The sequence below is a fragment of the Burkholderia sp. MSMB1835 genome, assembly GCF_001526365.1.
GTDB lineage: Bacteria > Pseudomonadota > Gammaproteobacteria > Burkholderiales > Burkholderiaceae > Burkholderia.
The window spans coordinates 41,815-59,658 of record NZ_LOYP01000055.1 but is presented as its reverse complement, the minus strand read 5'-3'; the positions used below and the strand labels follow the sequence as shown (position 1 = coordinate 59,658).

Here is a 17,844-nt window from a genome sequence, read left to right as displayed (position 1 = left end):
GCGACGGCGCGACGCCGGCGCATACTCAGCGGCCGACTTCCTTCCATTTGCGCGCGAGCCCGAGCCGCTCGAAACGCTCGATCAGGAACTCGGTGAACACGCGGATCTTCGCCGGCTGGTGTCGGCGGCTCTGGTACGCGATGTTGACGGTGAGCGCCGGCAGTTGCCAGTCGGTCAGTACCGGCACCAGCTTTCCCGCGACGATATCGTCGTGAATGATGTAAAGCGGCTGGATCAGGATGCCGAGCCCCGCGAGCGCCGCGGCGCGGATCACCTGCCCTTCGTTCGCATCGAGCACGCTCTTGATCGTGACCGACTGCTTCCTCGCCCCGTGGCGTAAATGCAGCACGTACGGGTCGTGCGCGAGGTTGTAGACCAGCAGCCGATGATCGCCCAGCGCGTCGGGCGTCGCCGGTGCGCCGTACTTCGCCAGATACCCGGGCGACGCGGCCAGCACGCGCCGCGTCTCGGCGAGCTTGCGCACGGTGATGCCCGAATCCGCTTCGTGTTCGCGCGTGCGGATCGCCACGTCGATGCCGGCCTCGATGAAATCCGGATAACGGTTCGCCGCGACGATCTGCACGTTCAGGTTCGGGTAGCGCCGGTGAAATTCGGGCAGCGCGGGCGCGATGTAGATCGACGCGAACGACACCGATGCGGTCACGCGCAGCGTGCCGGCCGGATTGACGCTCGCTTCGTTGACGGCCGCGTCGGCTTCCGACAGTTCGGTCAGGATCGCGACGCAACGCCGGTGGTACTCGTGTCCGGCGTCGGTCAGCCACAGCCGGCGCGTGGTCCGCTCGACGAGCCGCGCGCCCAGCCGCTCTTCCAGCGCGTTCAGGCAGCGACTCGCCGCCGCGCTCGACATGCCGAGCCGCTCGGCGGCCTTCGACAGGCTGCCGCGCTCCGCCACCTGTACGAAAAACTCGATCTGCGCCCACTTGTCCATGCGTTCGATTCTTCCACCTGGCGGAGAACAAAACTCCTCCAAACCCGCTTTCTTACGATTCGGGGAAGAATTAATGTTACGTCAACGCGCCATCGAACGACATCAGGAGACAACCCCCATGCGCAATCTCGACGAAGACACCATCACGCAGGCCGTGATCGCGTCGCTCTCCGGCTGTCGCGACGAGCGGCTGCGCACGGTGATGACGAGCCTCGTCCAGCACCTGCATGCGTTCGCCCGCGAAACGAAGCTCACCGAGGCCGAGTGGCAAGCCGCGATCGGCTTCCTGACGGCCGTCGGTCGCATCACCGACGACAAGCGCCAGGAGTTCATCCTGCTGTCCGACGTGCTCGGGCTGTCGACGCTCGTGACCGCGCAGAACCACGCGAAGTCGGCCGGCTGCACCGAGGCGACCGTGTTCGGGCCGTTCTACGTCGACGGCAGCCCCGAATTCGCGATGTTCGACGACATCGCGAACGGCGCATGCGGCGAGCCGTGCTTCGTGTCGGGCCAGGTACGCGACATCGACGGCACGCCGGTCGCGTACGCGTCGCTGGACGTGTGGCAGGCCGACGAGGACGGCCACTACGACGTGCAGTTGCCGGATGACGACGGGTCGGTCACGCATCGCGCGCGCGGCCGGCTGCGCAGCGACGCCGACGGCCGCTACGCGTTCCGCTCGATCCTCGCCGAGCCATATCCGATTCCGCACGACGGCCCGGTCGGCGCGATGCTCGATGCGCTCGGCCGCCATCCGTGGCGCCCCGCCCACCTGCATTTCATGATCGAAGCGCACGGCTACGAAACGCTGATCACGCACGTGTTCCGCGACGGCGACCGTTACCTCGACTCCGATGCGGTCTTCGGCGTGCGGTCGACGCTCGTCGCCGACTGGGTTCGGCATGCGCCCGGCATCGCGCCCGACGGTTCGCGGATGGACACGCCGTTCTACACGCTCGACTACGACTTCGTGCTGAATCGCGCGCAGGGTGCCGCATGATCCGGCACGGCGTGACGAGGAAGGTTGCTCGCGCAACCGATCGCGAACGCACGAGGGCGGGCACCACCGTGAAGACCGCCGTCGACAGCCTGCGCGGCCACCATCGCGCCGCTCAGCCGCCGGTCTTGAACGCCGGCAACTGCTGCCCGAGCCGCGCGCCCATTGCCGCGCCGAGCGCCTGCAGCGCATTGAACGGCCGGATCATGACCTCGAACTCGACGATCCGGCCGTCGTCGTCGAAGCGGATCATGTCGATTCCCCTCAACGCCTTGTCGCCGACGGTCGCGCCGAACTCCAGCACGACGCTCTTGCCGTCGTCGGTCGCGAACTGGCGGTGATACGTGAAGTTCTCGAGGATCGTGATCACCGTGCGCAGCGCCATCAGCAGCGCAGGCGCCGGCCCGTACGGCTTGAACGCCATCGGCGAACGGAACACGGCGTCCGGATGGACGATCGATTCGAGCGCGCCGAAATCCTTGCGTTCGACCATCGCATGCCATGTATCGAGCGATTTCGCGACGGCGGGATGAAGATGCAGCGGGGAGGATGTCATCGAAGTCTCCAGCATCGAGGTTGGACGGAACGTAAAACGAATCGGCATCAAAGGGTCGCGGCCAGCGTCGTACCCTGATGAATCGCACGCTTCGCATCGAGTTCGGCGGCCTCGCATGCGCCGCCGATCAGATGCACGCGGCATCCGGCGGCCTGCAGTTGCTCGGCCAGTTCGCGCGACGGCTTCTGCCCCGCGCAGATCACCACGTTGTCCACCGGCAGCGTCTGCTCGACGCCGTCGATCGTCACGTGCAAGCCGTCGTCGTCGATGCGCCGGTACGTGACCGCCGACGACATCCCGACGCCGCGCGCCTTCAGCGCCGTGCGGTGAATCCATCCGGTGGTCTTGCCGAGCCCGTCGCCGACCTTCGACGCCTTGCGTTGCAGCAGATGCACGTGCCGCGCCGCCGGCTCGGGCCGCGCGCGGGCGAGGCCGCCGGCATTCGCATACGACCTGTCGACGCCCCATTCGCCGAAGAACCGGTCTGCGTCGGACCGCTCGGCGCCATCGCGATGGACGAGATACTCGGCGACGTCGAAGCCGATGCCGCCCGCGCCGACGATCGCGACGCGGCGGCCGACGGCCTTGTCGTCGCGCAGCACGTCGAGATAGCCGAGCGCCTTCGGATGCCCGATGCCGTCGATCGGCGGCGTGCGCGGCACGATGCCCGTCGCGATCACCACTTCGTCGAATTCGCCCTGCAACAGCATCTCGGCGGTCGCACGCGTATCGACGTGCAGCGCGATGCCGCGCAGTTCGATCTGCCGGCGGAAATAGCGCAGCGTTTCGTCGAACTCCTCCTTGCCGGGCACCTTCTTCGCGAGGTTGAACTGGCCGCCGATCTCGGCGCCGGCTTCGTACAGCGTCACCGCGTGACCGCGTTCGGCCGCCGTGACCGCGAAGCCGAGGCCCGCCGGCCCGGCGCCGACCACCGCGATCCGCTTGGGCCGCGGCGCGGGTCGGATCACGAGCTCGGTTTCATGGCACGCACGCGGATTCACGAGGCACGACGTGATCCTGCCGCTGAACGTATGGTCGAGGCACGCCTGGTTGCAGCCGATGCACGTGTTGATTTCGTCCGCGCGCCCTTCCCGCGCCTTGCGGACGAATTCGGCATCGGCCAGGAACGGTCGCGCCATCGACACCATGTCGCAATAGCCGTCGGCGAGCAGTTGCTCGGCGACTTCCGGCGTATTGATCCGGTTGGTCGCGACGAGCGGAATGCCGACCTTGCCCATCAGTTGCCGCGTCACCCACGCGTAGGCGGCGCGCGGCACCTTGGCCGCGATGGTCGGGATGCGCGCCTCGTGCCAGCCGATGCCGGTATTGAGGATCGTCGCGCCGGCCGCCTCGATCGCCTGCGCGAGCCGGATCACCTCGTCGAGCGTCGAGCCGCCTTCGACGAGATCGAGCATCGACAGCCGGTAGATGACGATGAAGTTCGCGCCGACGCGCTCGCGTACGCGCCGCACGATCTCGACCGCGAAGCGGATGCGGTTGTCGTACGCGCCGCCCCACGCATCGTCGCGATGGTTCGTGCGAGCGGCAATGAATTCGTTGATCAGGTAGCCCTCGGATCCCATGATCTCGACCCCGTCGTAGCCCGCGTACTGCGCGAGCGCCGCGCAGCGCACGAAATCGGCGATCGTCTCGTCGACCTCGTCGCTGCTCAATGCATGCGGCGTGAACGGGTTGATCGGCGCCTTCAGCGCGCTCGGCGCCGCGAGCGCCGGGTGATACGCGTAGCGGCCGAAATGCAGGATCTGCAACGCGATCCTGCCGCCTTCCGCATGCACCGCGCGCGTCACGACGCGATGGCGTTCGGCTTGCGCTTCGGTCGTCAGCACCGCACCGCCCGGCGCCGGACGGCCGCGTTCGTTCGGCGCGAAGCCGCCCGTGACGATCAGGCCGGCCTCGCCTCGCGCCCGCTCCGCATAGAACGCGGCCATCCGCTCGAAGCCGTTCGGCGCTTCCTCGAGACCGACATGCATCGACCCCATCAACACACGGTTCCTGAGCGACGTGAAACCGAGCTCGAGCGGGGTCGTCAAATGCGGATAACGGGATGTCATCGGGCGTCTCCATTTTTATGCAACAAGTTGCACGGATGGTAGCGCGTCGATTCCGTTTATGCAACATGTTGCATAAACGTGCGTTGCCGTTTGTGCTGCGTCCCCGATATGGCAAGATGCGGTTCATTGCGCAGCCTCCTTCGATCCGACATGTCCCTGCCTCACGCGCTTCTCACCGCCCTCGCCGAACGCCCCGGTTCGGGGTCCGAGCTCGCCGACCGTTTCGACCGCTCGATCGGCTATTTCTGGCAGGCGACGCACCAGCAGATCTATCGCGAACTCGGGCGCCTCGAGGAAATGGGCTGGATCGAATCGCTGCCCGCCGAGTCCGGCCGCGGCCGCAAGCGCGCGTACCGGATCCTGCCGGCCGGCAAGAAGGAATTGCGGCGCTGGATCGCCGAACCGGAAGATCCGACGCCGCTGCGCGAGGCGCTGATGGTGCGCCTGCGCGCGGAAGCCGTGCTCGGGCCGGCCGGCCTCGAGAACGAGATCCGGCGGCGCATCGCGCTTCATCAGGAAAAGCTGGACGTGTATCTGCAGATCGAGGCGCGCGATTTCTCGGCGGCCGGCGGTCCGGCGGCCGGCGCTTCACGCACGAAGCGCCTGCAGCATCTGGTGCTGCAGGCCGGCATCGCGAACGAGCGGTTCTGGGTCGAGTTTTCGCAGCATGCGCTCGACACGCTGCGCCTGCCGAAGGATTGAAGGCACCGGCGAAGGACGGGCGGCATTCGTTTCGGCACCGCGCGGCATCGTGCGCCCGACTGCCGGGTCGCGACGCCTTTACCGCGGGTCGCACGGCGCCCGCTTTCGTGAAGCACCCGCCGCACGGCCCGCGTTGAATCGCCGCGCGGCGAAACCGGATCACGCGTCCGGGAAAATCACCACCTTGCCCTTCACCTGCCGGTTCGCCATCCGCGCGATCGCGTCGGCCGCGCCGGCCAGCGACACGCGCTCGGTGATCGCGGGCCGCACCTTGCCGGCCGCGAACCATTCGGCGAGCAGCCGCATGTTCGCGGCATGCTGCGCCGGATCGCGCCGCACCGCATCGCCCCAGAACACGCCGAGAATGTCGCGCTCCTTCAGCAGCGCGAGGTTCAGCGCGATCTTCGGGATCTCGCCGGCCGCGAAGCCGACCACGAGGAACCGGCCGCGCCACGCGGTCGCGCGCAGCGCCGCTTCGCTGCTCGCGCCGCCCACCGGATCGTAGACGACGTCGGCGCCGCGCCCGCCGGTCAGTTCGTCGACGCGGCGGCGCAGGTCCTCGGTCGCATAGTCGATCGTCTCGTCGGCGCCCGCTTCGCGGCACAGCGCGAGTTTGTCCGCGCTCGACGCGGCCGCGATCACGCGCGCGCCGAGCGCTTTCGCGATCTCGATCGCGGCGATCCCGACGCCGCCGGCCGCGCCCAGCACGAGCAGCGTCTCGCCCGCCTGCAGGCGCGCGCGCTGCTGCAATGCGTGCAGCGACGTGCCGTAGGCGAGCACGAGCGCCGCGCCCTGCTCGAACGTCATGCCCGGCGGCAGCGCGGCGAGCTGGTGCGCATCGGCCACGCACTGCTCCGCGAACCCGCCGTGTCCGGTAAACGCCATCACCGAATCGCCGGGTCGCCACGCGGTGACGCCCTCGCCGACCGCGTCGACCACGCCGGCAAACTCGGCGCCCGGCGAAAACGGCAGCGCCGGTTTCACCTGATACAGCCCCTGGACGATCAGCGCGTCGGGAAAATTGAGCGATGCCGCCTTCACCCGGATCCGGACCTGCCCGGCAGCCGGTTCGGGAATCGCGACGTCCTCGATGCGCAAGCGATCGATCGGGCCGAATGCGGTACACAACAGGGCTTTCATGCGCTTCTGTCTCCTTGCGCGGCGTGGCCGCGCATCGGTGCGGTGGGCGGGATACCCCCGCGCGGCCGGTTCACGACGCGCATGCGATGGCCATCGGCATCGGCAAGATCGTCGGTATTCCGGAATATCGTTGAAACCACGTTCAGAACCACGCGTCGCGCATGTCGAGCGTCGTCGTGTCGACGCTCGACAGCAGGTCGAGCTGCGCATCCACCTTCGGCAGTTCCCAGCGGAAAAAGTAACGGGCCGCCGCACGCTTGCCGTCGTGGAAATCGCCGTCGTACCCGTGCGCGGCGAGCGTCACGTCGAGCCACAGCCATGCGACGACGAGATGGCCGAACGCTTCGAGATACACGCTCGCGTTCGCCAGCCGCGTCTGCGGATCGCCGATCGCGCTCAACTGGCGCGTCACGTCGCACAGCCTCGTCCAACGCCGGGCCAATGCATCGGCCTGCTCGCGCGTGCCGGCAGCCAGCGCTCGCGCGCGCTCGACGGTCGCGCCGATCCGCACATCGAGCGCGCGCAGCGACGCGCCGTCGTCCTGACTCACCTTGCGGCCCAGCAGGTCGAGCGCCTGGATCCCGTGCGTGCCTTCGTGAATCGGATTCAGACGATTGTCGCGATAGAGCCGCTCGACCGCGTAGTCGCGCGTGTAGCCATAACCGCCATGCACCTGGATCGCGAGATCGTTCGCGGCAAGACACCACTGCGACGGCCAGCTCTTCGCGATCGGCGTCAGGATGTCGAGCAGGCGCGCGGCATCGGCGCGCACCGCCGCATCGTCGTGCGCGCGCGCTTCGTCGACCTGCCTCGCGCAATACAGGATCAGCGCGAGACCGCCTTCGACGTAAGCCTTCTGCGCGAGCAGCATGCGCCGCACGTCCGGATGGTCGACGATCGGCGTCTGCGGCGCGGCCGCATCCTTGCCGCGAGGCCCGAGCGGGCGCCCTTGCGGACGGTTGCGCGCGTAGTCGAGCGCGTGCAGATAACCGGTATAGCCGAGCGCCACCGCGCCCGCGCCGACCCCGATGCGCGCTTCGTTCATCATGTGGAACATGTACGCCAGCCCTTGATTCGGCTGGCCGACCAGGTAGCCGATCGCGCCCGCACGCCCTTGCGGCCGATAACGCGTCCCTTCGCCGAAATTCAACAGGCAATTGGTCGTGCCGCGATAGCCCATCTTGTGGTTCAGCCCCGCGAGCACGACGTCGTTGCGCTCGCCGTTCGCGTCGGCATCGGCGCCGGTCAGGAACTTCGGCACGATGAACAGCGAGATGCCGCGCGTGCCGGGCGGCAGCCGGCCGTGTTCGTCGGGAATCTTCGCGAGCACGAGGTGGACGATGTTCTCCGCGAGCTCGTGCTCGCCGCCGGAAATCCACATCTTGTTGCCGGTCAGCCGATAGCGTGCGCCGAGCGGCGAATCGCGTTCGAAATCGGCGCGCGTCGCAATGTCGGACAGCGACGAACCGGCTTGCGGTTCGGATAGACACATCGTGCCGAGGAAACGCCCTTCCAGCTCCGGGCGGGCGAATGCGTCGATCTGCGCGGCGCTGCCGTGCGCGACGAGCAGGTTCGCATTGGCGACGGTCAGAAACGGATACGCGGCCGTCGCGATGTTCGCGGCCTGGAAGAACAGGAACGACGCGGCTTCGACCAGTTTCGGCAAGCGCATGCCGCCGAGCGCTTCGTCGTGACCCGCGGCGATCAGCCCGGCGTCCGCGAACGCGCGCACGGCCGGTTCGACCTCCGGGATCAGCGTCACGCGTTCGCCGTCGAACCGCGGCTCCTCGCGGTCGCCGCGCGCCGCGTGCGGCGCGAACAGGTCTTCGGCAATCCGCTCGCTGGTGTCGAGCACCGCATCGAAAGTCTCGCGACCGTGCTCCGCGTAGCGCGGCAGCGCGGCGAGCGCCTCGGCGTCGAGCCAGTCATACAGCAGGAACGCGAGATCGCGTCGCGACATCAACAGGCTCATCGTGCTGCCTCCCGGGGTGCCGGCCATGTCAGCCGAATGTAGGGTTGCGTGACTGCAAGTGCTGGCAGGAATTTAGCACGGTCGTTCGCAAACGACAACGCCGTGCATCAGGGCCGGTTCACACGAATCATGGGTCCGGTGTTCAGGGCGTCGAGAGGGGGCCGAGCCGCACGATGCGGCCCGGCGCGGGACGGATACCGCGTCAACCCGCCTGCGGTTTCGCGAGCTGATCGGCAATCGGCAGGCTGCGGATGCGCGTGCCGGTCGCCGCGAAGATCGCGTTGGTCAGCGCCGGCGCAACGGGCGGCAGGCCCGGCTCGCCGACCCCGCCGAGCGGCGTCGCGAAATCGTCCGGCGCGACGAGATGCACGCGGATGTCGCGCGGCGCCTCGTTCATTCTCAGCACCTGGAAGCCGTTGAAGTTGCTCTGCTCCGGACGGCCGTCCTTGAACGTGATCTCGCCGTGCAGCGCGATGCCGAGCCCCATCACCACCGCGCCCTCGAGCTGCGAGCGTACCCGCTCCGGATTGACCTGCGGCCCGCAGTCGATCGCGATGTCGACGCGCGGCACCGCAATCCTGCCGTCCGCACCGACCTGCACCTCGCACACCGCGGCCGTATACGACACGAAGCTGCGATGCGCGGCGATCCCGAGCCCGTGCCCCTTCGGAAGCTTGCGCCCCCACCCGGCTTCGCGCGCGACCGTCTCGACCACGCGCCGCAGGCGCCCGGTGTCGACCGGATACAGCGCGGGATCCTCGCCGTAGTTCACGTTCTTCACCGTGATGTGCGGCTCGAAACGCCGCGCAGGCCCGATCAGTTCGAGCAGGAAATCCTTCGGATCGCGACCGGCGGCATGCGCGAGCTCCGACACGAAACTCTGGATGCCGAACGCATGCGGGATGTTGTACACCGAGCGGAACCAGCCGATCCGCGTGTGCGCTTCCGCGGCCGGATTCTCGATCCGCACGTTCGGAATCGCGAACGGCAGATCCGCGATGCCTTGCGCGAGCTCGCCCGGCTGCTCGTGCACGACGCCGGCGCGAAACGTCGACTGGATCGACGGCGCGACCGTGCGATGCCGCCACGCGATCACCTTGCCCGACGCATCGATCCCGCCGTCGAACGCTTCGAGCGACACCGCGTGAAAGTAGTCGTGCGCGATGTCGTCCTCGCGCGTGAACGTCAGCTTCACGGGCGCGCCGGCCGCCTTCGACAGCAGCGCGGCTTCCACCACGTAATCGGGCTTCGACTTGCGGCCGAAGCCGCCGCCGAGCAGCGTCACGTTGACCGTCACGCGCTCGGTCGGCAACGCGAGCGCCTTCGCGACCTCGTCGCGCGTGGTCTGCGGCGCCTGCGTGCAGGTCCACACTTCGCAGCGGCCGTCGGCCACCCGCGCGACGGCAGCGGGCGGCTCCATCGTCGCGTGGGCGAGATGCGGAACGTAGTACGTCGCACGCACGCGTTTCGCGGCGCCGGCGAGTGCGGCGGCCGCGTCGCCGTCGTTGCGGATCACGTCGCCCGGCTGCGCGGCGGCCGCTTCGAGCGTCTTGCGATACGCAGCCGAGTCGTAGTCCGCATGCTGCCCGCGCTTCCAGTCGATCTTCAACTGCGCGCGCGCCTGGATGGCCGTCCACGTATCGCGCGCAATGACGGCCACCCCGCCGAGCGGCTGGAAGCCGGACGGCAGCGGCGCCGACGCCAGCTGCACGACCTTGACGACACCCGGCAGCTTCTCGGCGGCCGATGCGTCGAACGACCCGACCGTGTCGCCGTAGGCCGGCGGTCGCGCGACGACCGCATACAGCATGCCGTCGAGCCGCGTATCGATCCCGTACCGCGCACGGCCGCCGACGATGTCGCGTCCGTCGATCAACGCCGTCTTGCCCTTGCCGATATAGCGGAACTCGGCCGGCGCCTTCAACGCGAGCGTCTTCGTATCCGGCACCGGCAGCGCGGCCGCTTTCGCCGACAGCTCGCCGAAGCCGAGCTTGCGCCCGCTCCCGGTATCGACGACCTCGTGCACCGTCACCTTCACCCGACCCACGTCGACGCCCCACACGGCAGCCGCCGCCTGCGCGAGCATCGTGCGTGCGGCCGCGCCCGCGCGGCGCAGCGCGGCGAAGCTCTGGCGCAGGCTGCGCGATCCATCGGTGTTCTGGTTGCCGTAGCGCGGCTCGTCGCCGACCGCTTGCGCGACCTTCACGCGCGCCCAGTCCGCGCCCAGCTCGTCGGCCACCACGAGCGCGACGCTCGTGCGCACGCCCTGCCCCATCTCGGAGCGGATGCAGGTCACGGTAACGGTGCCGTCCGTTGCGATCGCAACGAACAGGTTCGGATCGTCGCGCAATCCGTGCGGCATCCCTGCGCCGCCATACTGCGGATTCGCGCTGACAGGCGGCTGCACCGGGGCAGCCGCGTGGGCGAGCGACGGCACGCCGAACGCGAGCAACAGCCCGCCGGACGCGAAACCGAGCAGCAGCGCGCGACGGCTTTCGTTGCGAACGGAGAGTTCGGGCGCGCTCATGCGTCACCTCCTCGGCGCACGGCAAGCCTGATCGCCGCGCGAATGCGCGTATAGGTGCCGCAGCGGCAGATGTTGCCGGACATCGCGTCGTCGATGTCGGCGTCGGTCGGATGAGGATTCGTCTTCAGCAGCGACGCGGCCTGCATGATCTGCCCGGACTGGCAGTAGCCGCATTGCGCGACGTTCAACTCCTGCCACGCCTGCTGCAGCGGATGCGTGAGGTCCGTCGACAGCCCCTCGATCGTCGTCACGCGCTTGCCCGACGCCGCCGCGACCGGCGTGATGCACGACCGGATCGCCACGCCGTCGAGATGCACGGTGCACGCACCGCACAGCGCCATCCCGCAGCCGAACTTGGTGCCGGTGTGGCCGAGCACATCGCGCAGATACCAGAGCAACGGCATGTCGGGATTGCCGTCGAAGTGCTGCTCGCTACCGTTGACGGTCAGCGTGATCATCGTTCACCTCCTGGTTGCGATGCCCGCCGGGCAGGCATCGGGTGGGGATTCGAACGGCGCGGCTCACGTTCCGGACGAGCAGGCAGGCGTGGCGCCGTTTCGTCGACCGTGTCGCGTGCAGGCACGGTCGGGCAGATGCCGCGAACGCCGCTGTCGGCCGGTTGCCTGCGCAACCTTTCAATCTCGCTTCGGCCAGCCGCTCGTCCGCATGGATCACCGTCCGCATTATCGAACCATTTCGGATTCGGCGTCGGATCGGCGCGATTCGGGCGTTTCGGGCAAACGGGGAGAAAGCACGCCCCGGAACGGGACGTGTCGGTGGCATGACTTTGAATGCGTCGGGGAAATGCGCTTCGGGTCGTCACGTGCGAGCATCGGCCCGACCTAGCGGCCGGACCGGATGCCCGACGTCCACGCCGAACGCGCCGGAGCAGGCTACCGCGCGCTCCGCGTCACGGCGACCGCAACGCCTGCAGCCCGAGCGTGAGCGCGTTGAACGGCATCTCCGTGGCGCCCATCGAGAAACTCGTCGTCTTCGTCGGCACCCCGGGCGTACGCATCAGCGCATGAACGATCCGCTCGCTCGCATGGCCGTCGCCGTATGGATTGCTCGCACGCGACATTTCCTCGTATGCGCTCTCGCTGTCGAACAGCCGCGACGCCTCCCAGACGATCCTGTCCCGATCGGTGCCGACGAGCCGCGCGGTGCCGGCCTGAATCGCCTCGGGCCGCTCCGTCGTCTCGCGCGTGACGAGCACCGGCTTGCCGAGCGCCGGCCCTTCTTCCTGAATGCCGCCCGAATCCGTGATGATGAAATGCGCTCTCGACATCAGGAATACGAACGAAAGATATTCTTGCGGCTCGATCAGGTAGATATTGGGAATATCGCCGAGCCGCGCGCGCGCCGGCTCCCGCACGTTCGGGTTCGGATGCAGCGGATAGACGAACTGCGCATCGCGATAGCGGCCCGCCAGCGTGCACAGCGCATCGCAGAAATGCCGGAACGGTTCGCCGAAACTTTCCCGGCGGTGGCCGGTGACCAGCACGACGCGCCGCGACGGTTCGAGAAACGGGAAGTACGCGGCGATCCTGTCCGACAGCGCGGCGGTGCGATCGAGCATGCGCTTGACCTCGTGCAACGCATCGATCACGGTATTGCCGGTCAGCGACACCGCGCCGCCCGGTACGCCCTCGCTCAGCAGGTTGTCGCGCGCCAGCCCGGTCGGCGCGAAATGCCATGACGACACCGCATCGGTCACGCGGCGATTCAGCTCCTCCGGCCACGGCGACCAGATGTCGCCGCTGCGCAAGCCGGCCTCCACGTGACCGACCGGCAGATAGCGATAGAACGCCGCCAGGCTCACCGCGAGCGTGGTCGTCGTGTCGCCGTGTACCAGCACGACGTCCGGCCGAAATTCGTCGAAGACGATGCCGATCGCCTGAAGAATGCCGGTCGTCACGTCGGTCAGCGTCTGGCCTTGCCGCATCAGGTTGAGATCGTAGTCGGGCTTGATGTCGAACAGCGTCAGCACCTGGTCGAGCATTTCCCGATGCTGCGCGGTCACGCATACCCGGGCGTCGACGTCCGCTTGCGCCTTCAGCGCGCGTACCAGCGGTGCCATCTTGATGGCCTCCGGCCGAGTCCCGAACACAAGCAAGATCTTCTTCATCGTTATCCTCGTTTTAGCCGCTTCGTACCCGGCGATCCTGCACGCGGCGCGAAGCATGTATTCGGGCGGCGCATCCCGCACCCGCGTGCGATCGGCACGCGGCGGTGTTGCGGGGCGAGCGCGCTGCCTCGTCCGCGCGGTCCGGGCCGCGCGAATCGTCGTGCTACCGGCGTCCCGTTGCATTGAATCGATCACGTCATGAGCCGTTCCTCGCGGTGTCGAGCGTCACGTCCTCCCACTACAGCAATATTCAAACCAGCCGGCCCGCATCCCGGCCTGCATCGTTGCACGGCCATCGCGTACGGACGGCGCGTTACGGAATGTTTCACAACTGCTACGGACACTCGCATCGCCGCTTCGACACGACGACGACAAACGGCCGGACGCTCGCGCGGTCCGTCCGACGACGTCGTCCGATGAATCGCACGGGCATGGCGAGCGCCCGTGACGAAGCCGATCGCGTATTCCTTTCGACGCGCTTTGCGTCGCCTCGATTCGCCACTTTCGTCTGTGCAGTGCACGGCACGCAACCGAGCGTCGACTACCGTCGCGCGCACCGGATTTCCCGCCACCCGACGGGGCTTGCGTCACACGAATCGCGGCGGCGGGAAATGTTGCGAATGTGTAACACTGAGCCGAAGGCCGAAAATACATCGGAGTCCCGTCTATTCGTCTCATGTGACGGCGGTGCCCGTTTCGATCGCTCGACTGACGCGCACACGCTGCACGACACACGGCGGTCAGTCGCACCAAGCCGCACCCGGCACGGCGACGTCCACGGGCACGACGACCCGGTCGCCGCGCGACCTGCTCGCTGCGTGCGATCGACCGCCAGCGGCTGATGCCACGCGCGCACGCTGATTCGTCGGTGAATCAAAACGCGTCGACTGCACGTCCGCCGCATCCGCTCCCCGTGCGTGGCCCCTTGCTGCGCGGGGCATCGCGGCCGATGGCTCACGCCTTGCTTAACGTCAGACGGGTGCGTCCCGAAGCACTCGCATCGCAGCAGACAGATGGGGACGCCACAGCAACGAAGCCGGGAGGCGACGCCACGCGTCCGTCCGGGGGCAACCGATCACCGCCCCAGTGCGACGAATGCGCGACCGCTTCCCATTGACGTCCGCGCGATCCACGGAGCGCCTTCAGCTCTCATCGGTCGTCGTTGCGGGCACGGGGACCAGAACATGAAGCAAACGCGGATGGCGTCACGCTGCGAGCAAGGCATCCTGCTGCTGATCGTGCTTGCCTGCTCGCTGATCGTGCGCGACACCGCATCGCAGGCGATCGCCGAACCGGTCCGGTTCGACTTGCCCGCCGCACACGCCACCCACGCCGCAACCGCCCGGATCGCGATGGAGCGCACTGCGCTCGACAGCGCGACGCTCCCGCCCGCCGCACCGGCCTCGCCCGATCCCGGTGCGTCACTCGCGTCGCCGCCCGCCGCCACGCCCGACATCACGTTCGACCCCGAACTGCTGCTGATGCCGTGCGTCGCGTATCTGTGGCTGTTCACGCTGTTGACGTGCGGGTATGCCGCACGGCATTACGTATTCAGCCTCGACCGCCTGTTCAAGCCGCAGCACGCGCCCTACCGGACGATGACCCACGGCGATTGGCCGCGGCTCACGGTCTTCGTCGCCGCCCACAACGAGGAAACCGTCATCGTCGACTGCCTGATGGCGCTGCTGGCCACGACCTATCCGCGCGACCGGCTGACGATCGTCCCGGTCAACGACCGCTCGACCGACAACACGCGCGCATTGATCGACGAAGTCCGGGCACTCGCGCCCGAGCTGATCCGGCCGTTTCACCGCGATACCGGCAAGCCGGGCAAGGCAGCCGCGCTGAAGGACGCGCTGCGCTTCATCCGCGGCGACATCATGGTGGTATTCGACGCCGACTACCTGCCGCGTCCGGGGCTGCTGAAGGAACTGGTCGCGCCGTTCTTCGATCCGGAAGTCGGCGCGGTGATGGGCCGCGTCGTGCCGCAGAACGCCGACAGCAACCTGCTCGCGCGGCTGCTCGATCTCGAGCGCGCGGGCGGCTACCAGGTCAATCAGCAAGCGCGCAACAATCTCAACCTGGTGCCGCAGTACGGCGGCACGGTCGGCGGCATCCGCAAGGGCGCGCTCGACGCCGTGGGCGGCTGGTGCGACGACACGCTCGCCGAAGATACCGACATGACCTACCGGCTGCTGCTGAGCGACTGGCGCACGGTCTACCTGAACCACGCCGAATGCTACGAGGAAGTGCCGGAGCGCTGGGCCGTCCGCGCCCGGCAACTGACGCGCTGGGCGAAGGGCCACAACCAGACGATGCTGCGCCATCTGGTCCCGGTGCTGCGCAATCCGCTGATCTCGCGGCGCTGCCGGCTCGACGGCGCGCTGCTGCTCGGCGTGTTCGCGATGCCGGCGCTGCTCGCGCTCGCATGGAGCGCCGCGCTCGCGCTCTACCTGTTCAACGGCGTCAACTCGACCACCCTCGGCCTGCTGCTGTCGCTGTTCGCGCTGTTCTCGTTCAGCACCTTCGGCAACTTCGGCGTGTTCTTCGAGATCGTCGTCGCCGCGCGGCTCGACGGCCGCGCGACGCGCCTGCGGCTCGTGCCGGTCAACGTCGTCGGCTTTTGCGTGACGATTGCGGCGGTCGTCTCCGCACTCTGGGGACTCGCGCTCGACGCCGCGTTCCGCCGCGAACTGAAATGGGACAAGACCGAGCGTTTTCGCCGACAGTTGAAACCGGAGCGATGAGCGATGACGACCTTCAACGTGATGGTGCCGGTGGCCGGCGTGCTCACCCTGCCGTTCCTGCCGATGCTGCATGAACTGATCCGGCGCAGCGACGTCGCGGCGCTGCCGATCGGCGACGGGCCGTTCGTCGATCAGGCGCTCCTCGCCGCGCGCTGGCACGACGCGCTGCGCGCGGACGTGGCCGGCACGCCGTCGGCGGATGCGTCCGTCGCGCCGCCGTGGCAGGCGCTCGGGCTGGCCGTCCAGCATGACGAGGCGATCCATGTCGCGCGCGACGCGCATCGCGACGACGTGCTCTACGCCAGCCGCGCGATCACGCTCGACGATGGCGCGCGAGCGGCCTACGCGTTCGCCGACGAGCACATCGACATCCGCGCCGGCGCGACGATCGGCACGCTCGCGCATGCGCCGCTGATCGACGTCGACGACGCGGTGCTCCGTGGCGCCGTGGTCGGCGGCACGCTGCGCCTGCGCGGCGCCGGCGGCTTCGCGTGCCTGTATGGCGAGCCGATCGTCTTCGGCGCGGCGCCCCGCGCGCGCCCCGCGGACACACCGGCCGCCCCGCGCCGCGCGGTCTCGCTCACCCGCCACTTCGCATCGCTGCCGCATCGCTTCCTGCACGGTCGTTACCTGCTGCCGTGCGACGTTCGCCTGCCCGCGCACACGGTCGTGCAAGGCAACCTGATCGTCGAAGGGACGCTCGTCCTCGGCGAAGGCTGCGTGCTGCGCGGCAGCGTCAAGGCGCATCGCGTCGAACTCGAGCGTCACGCGTTGCTGCACGGCGCGGTATTCGCGCGCGACGACGTGTTGCTCGCCAACGCAAGCTGCATCGACGGCGTCGTGTCGGCCGGCGGCCTGCTTCGGTTGACGGGTGCGCGCATCGGCGTCGCCGGACATCCGGTCAGTGCGTGCGCGCGCGACGTCTCGGTCGTCGATCATGCGTGCGTGCATGGCGATCTCGTTGCGTGGCGCAGCGGCTGGTTCCACACGTCCCGTTAAGGAGCGCCTCATGTCCGATCGCCCCAGCCATCGCGGCCCGCGCGTGCCGGTTGCCACCCTCGCGATGCTGTGCGGCGTCGCCTTCGGCGCGCCCGCGGCGCTGGCGGAGCAGCCGGACGATGCCGCCGCCATGCCGGCCGTACCCGCCGAACCAGCCGTGCCGCCTCCGGCCCCCGCCACCGTCATCACGCCACGGCCGCGCGACGAATCGATGTTCGTACGCGTCGACGCCGAAGGCCTGCCGGACGGCGTGCCGCTCGCCGAGTTCACACCCGAGGATACGAACCGGCCGCCGCTGCCCGATGCCATCGTCACACATGTGCAGGCGCCGCAGGAATCGCACACCGAACTGTCGCTCGGCTATTCGAGCGCACACCTGACGCACGGCTACGGCGACTGGTACGGCGTCCATCTGCGCGGCGTCTATCAGGATGGCGGGCGCACCGTGCTCGGCGAACTGGCGCAATTGCACCGCTTCGGCGAGAACACGCAGCTCGGCGCGCTGACCTACGTGCAGGACCTCGGCCCCGACTGGTTCGGCGGAATCGGCTTGTCCGGCACCACGTCGGGCACGATCCTGCCGAGTGCGCGCGTCGACGTATCGATCAATCGCAAGCTATTGTCCGATCGTTCGCTGGTCGTGTCGCTCGGCGCCGGCTACGCGTGGAACCGCAGCGGCCACCGCGATCAGCTCTATCACGCCGGCGTGATCTGGTATGCATTGCCGAAGTGGATTTTCGAGGCGGGCGTGAACTATACGGTCGATTCGCCCGGATCGGTGAAGGCGCCCGCCTACTACGGCGCTGTCACCTACGGCGAAGTCGGCAAGAGCGTGATCGTACTGCGCGGCGGCGTCGGCCGCGAAGCGTACCAGGTCACCGGTTCCGGCACACAGATCGCCGATTTCCGCAGCCACGAGATCACCGCGAAATGGCGCTACTGGTTCACGCGCAAGTGGGGAACGCAACTCGAATTCGCCTACTACCACAACCCGTACTACTCACGAATCGGCGGCGAGCTCAGCGTCTTCTATCGCTGGTAACCGGGCGGGCGCC

At 68.3% G+C, this 17,844-nt stretch carries 13 protein-coding genes; 5 read left to right on the top strand and 8 right to left on the bottom strand.

Features of this window, described 5'->3' with window-relative positions; all coding sequences use genetic code 11:
- Positions 1-25: 25 nt before the first annotated feature.
- Complete coding sequence (locus WS96_RS28365; RefSeq protein ID WP_059837053.1) at positions 26-949, bottom strand: LysR family transcriptional regulator; 924 nt, start codon at positions 947-949, stop codon at positions 26-28.
- Between the two features lie 118 nt (positions 950-1,067).
- Here WS96_RS28365 and WS96_RS28360 point away from each other — a divergent pair, with 118 nt between their 5' ends.
- Positions 1,068-1,949, top strand: a complete 882-nt coding sequence (locus tag WS96_RS28360; protein ID WP_059837051.1) for an intradiol ring-cleavage dioxygenase — start codon at positions 1,068-1,070, stop codon at positions 1,947-1,949.
- Positions 1,950-2,061: 112 nt separating this feature from the next.
- Here the strand turns inward: WS96_RS28360 and WS96_RS28355 are convergent, their stop codons facing one another.
- The gene (locus WS96_RS28355; protein ID WP_059837222.1) at positions 2,062-2,502 is read right to left on the bottom strand and encodes a nuclear transport factor 2 family protein; all 441 of its coding nucleotides are present in this window, start codon (positions 2,500-2,502) and stop codon (positions 2,062-2,064) included.
- Between the two features lie 47 nt (positions 2,503-2,549).
- Positions 2,550-4,574, bottom strand: coding sequence for an oxidoreductase (locus tag WS96_RS28350; RefSeq protein WP_059837049.1), 2,025 nt, complete (start codon positions 4,572-4,574; stop codon positions 2,550-2,552).
- A 150-nt stretch (positions 4,575-4,724) separates the two neighbouring features.
- On the opposite strand from WS96_RS28350, the gene WS96_RS28345 reads away from it, so the two are divergent.
- Positions 4,725-5,276 (top strand): PadR family transcriptional regulator, encoded by a 552-nt coding sequence (locus WS96_RS28345; RefSeq protein WP_179949991.1) that lies wholly within the window; start codon positions 4,725-4,727, stop codon positions 5,274-5,276.
- Positions 5,277-5,435: 159 nt separating this feature from the next.
- On the opposite strand, the gene WS96_RS28340 is transcribed toward WS96_RS28345, so the two are convergent.
- The 5 genes from WS96_RS28340 to wecB form a co-directional block, all read right to left on the bottom strand.
- Positions 5,436-6,416, bottom strand: coding sequence for an NADPH:quinone oxidoreductase family protein (locus tag WS96_RS28340; protein WP_059837045.1), 981 nt, complete (start codon positions 6,414-6,416; stop codon positions 5,436-5,438).
- Positions 6,417-6,558: 142 nt separating this feature from the next.
- Entirely contained in the window at positions 6,559-8,388 is a 1,830-nt protein-coding gene (locus WS96_RS28335; protein ID WP_059837043.1) for an acyl-CoA dehydrogenase, read from the bottom strand.
- A gap of 202 nt (positions 8,389-8,590) precedes the next feature.
- Positions 8,591-10,915: a xanthine dehydrogenase family protein molybdopterin-binding subunit gene (locus WS96_RS28330; RefSeq protein WP_059837041.1), complete on the bottom strand. Its 2,325-nt coding sequence runs from the start codon at positions 10,913-10,915 to the stop codon at positions 8,591-8,593.
- Complete coding sequence (locus WS96_RS28325) at positions 10,912-11,373, bottom strand: (2Fe-2S)-binding protein (RefSeq protein ID WP_034206991.1); 462 nt, start codon at positions 11,371-11,373, stop codon at positions 10,912-10,914. The genes WS96_RS28330 and WS96_RS28325 overlap by 4 nt, the downstream gene beginning before the upstream one ends.
- 452 nt (positions 11,374-11,825) lie before the next feature.
- Entirely contained in the window at positions 11,826-13,043 is a 1,218-nt protein-coding gene (gene wecB, locus WS96_RS28320) for a non-hydrolyzing UDP-N-acetylglucosamine 2-epimerase (RefSeq protein ID WP_059837039.1), read from the bottom strand.
- Between the two features lie 1,184 nt (positions 13,044-14,227).
- Here wecB and WS96_RS28315 point away from each other — a divergent pair.
- From WS96_RS28315 to WS96_RS28305, 3 genes are read left to right on the top strand one after another with little or no spacing between them, the layout of a single operon-like run.
- On the top strand, positions 14,228-15,790 hold the full coding sequence (locus WS96_RS28315; protein WP_059837037.1) for a glycosyltransferase family 2 protein: 1,563 nt from the start codon (positions 14,228-14,230) through the stop codon (positions 15,788-15,790).
- 3 nt (positions 15,791-15,793) lie between these two features.
- Positions 15,794-16,789, top strand: coding sequence for a polymer-forming cytoskeletal protein (locus WS96_RS28310; protein WP_059837035.1), 996 nt, complete (start codon positions 15,794-15,796; stop codon positions 16,787-16,789).
- A 10-nt stretch (positions 16,790-16,799) separates the two neighbouring features.
- Positions 16,800-17,831, top strand: coding sequence for a YaiO family outer membrane beta-barrel protein (locus tag WS96_RS28305; RefSeq protein ID WP_059837034.1), 1,032 nt, complete (start codon positions 16,800-16,802; stop codon positions 17,829-17,831).
- The last annotated feature ends 13 nt before the right edge of the window (positions 17,832-17,844 follow it).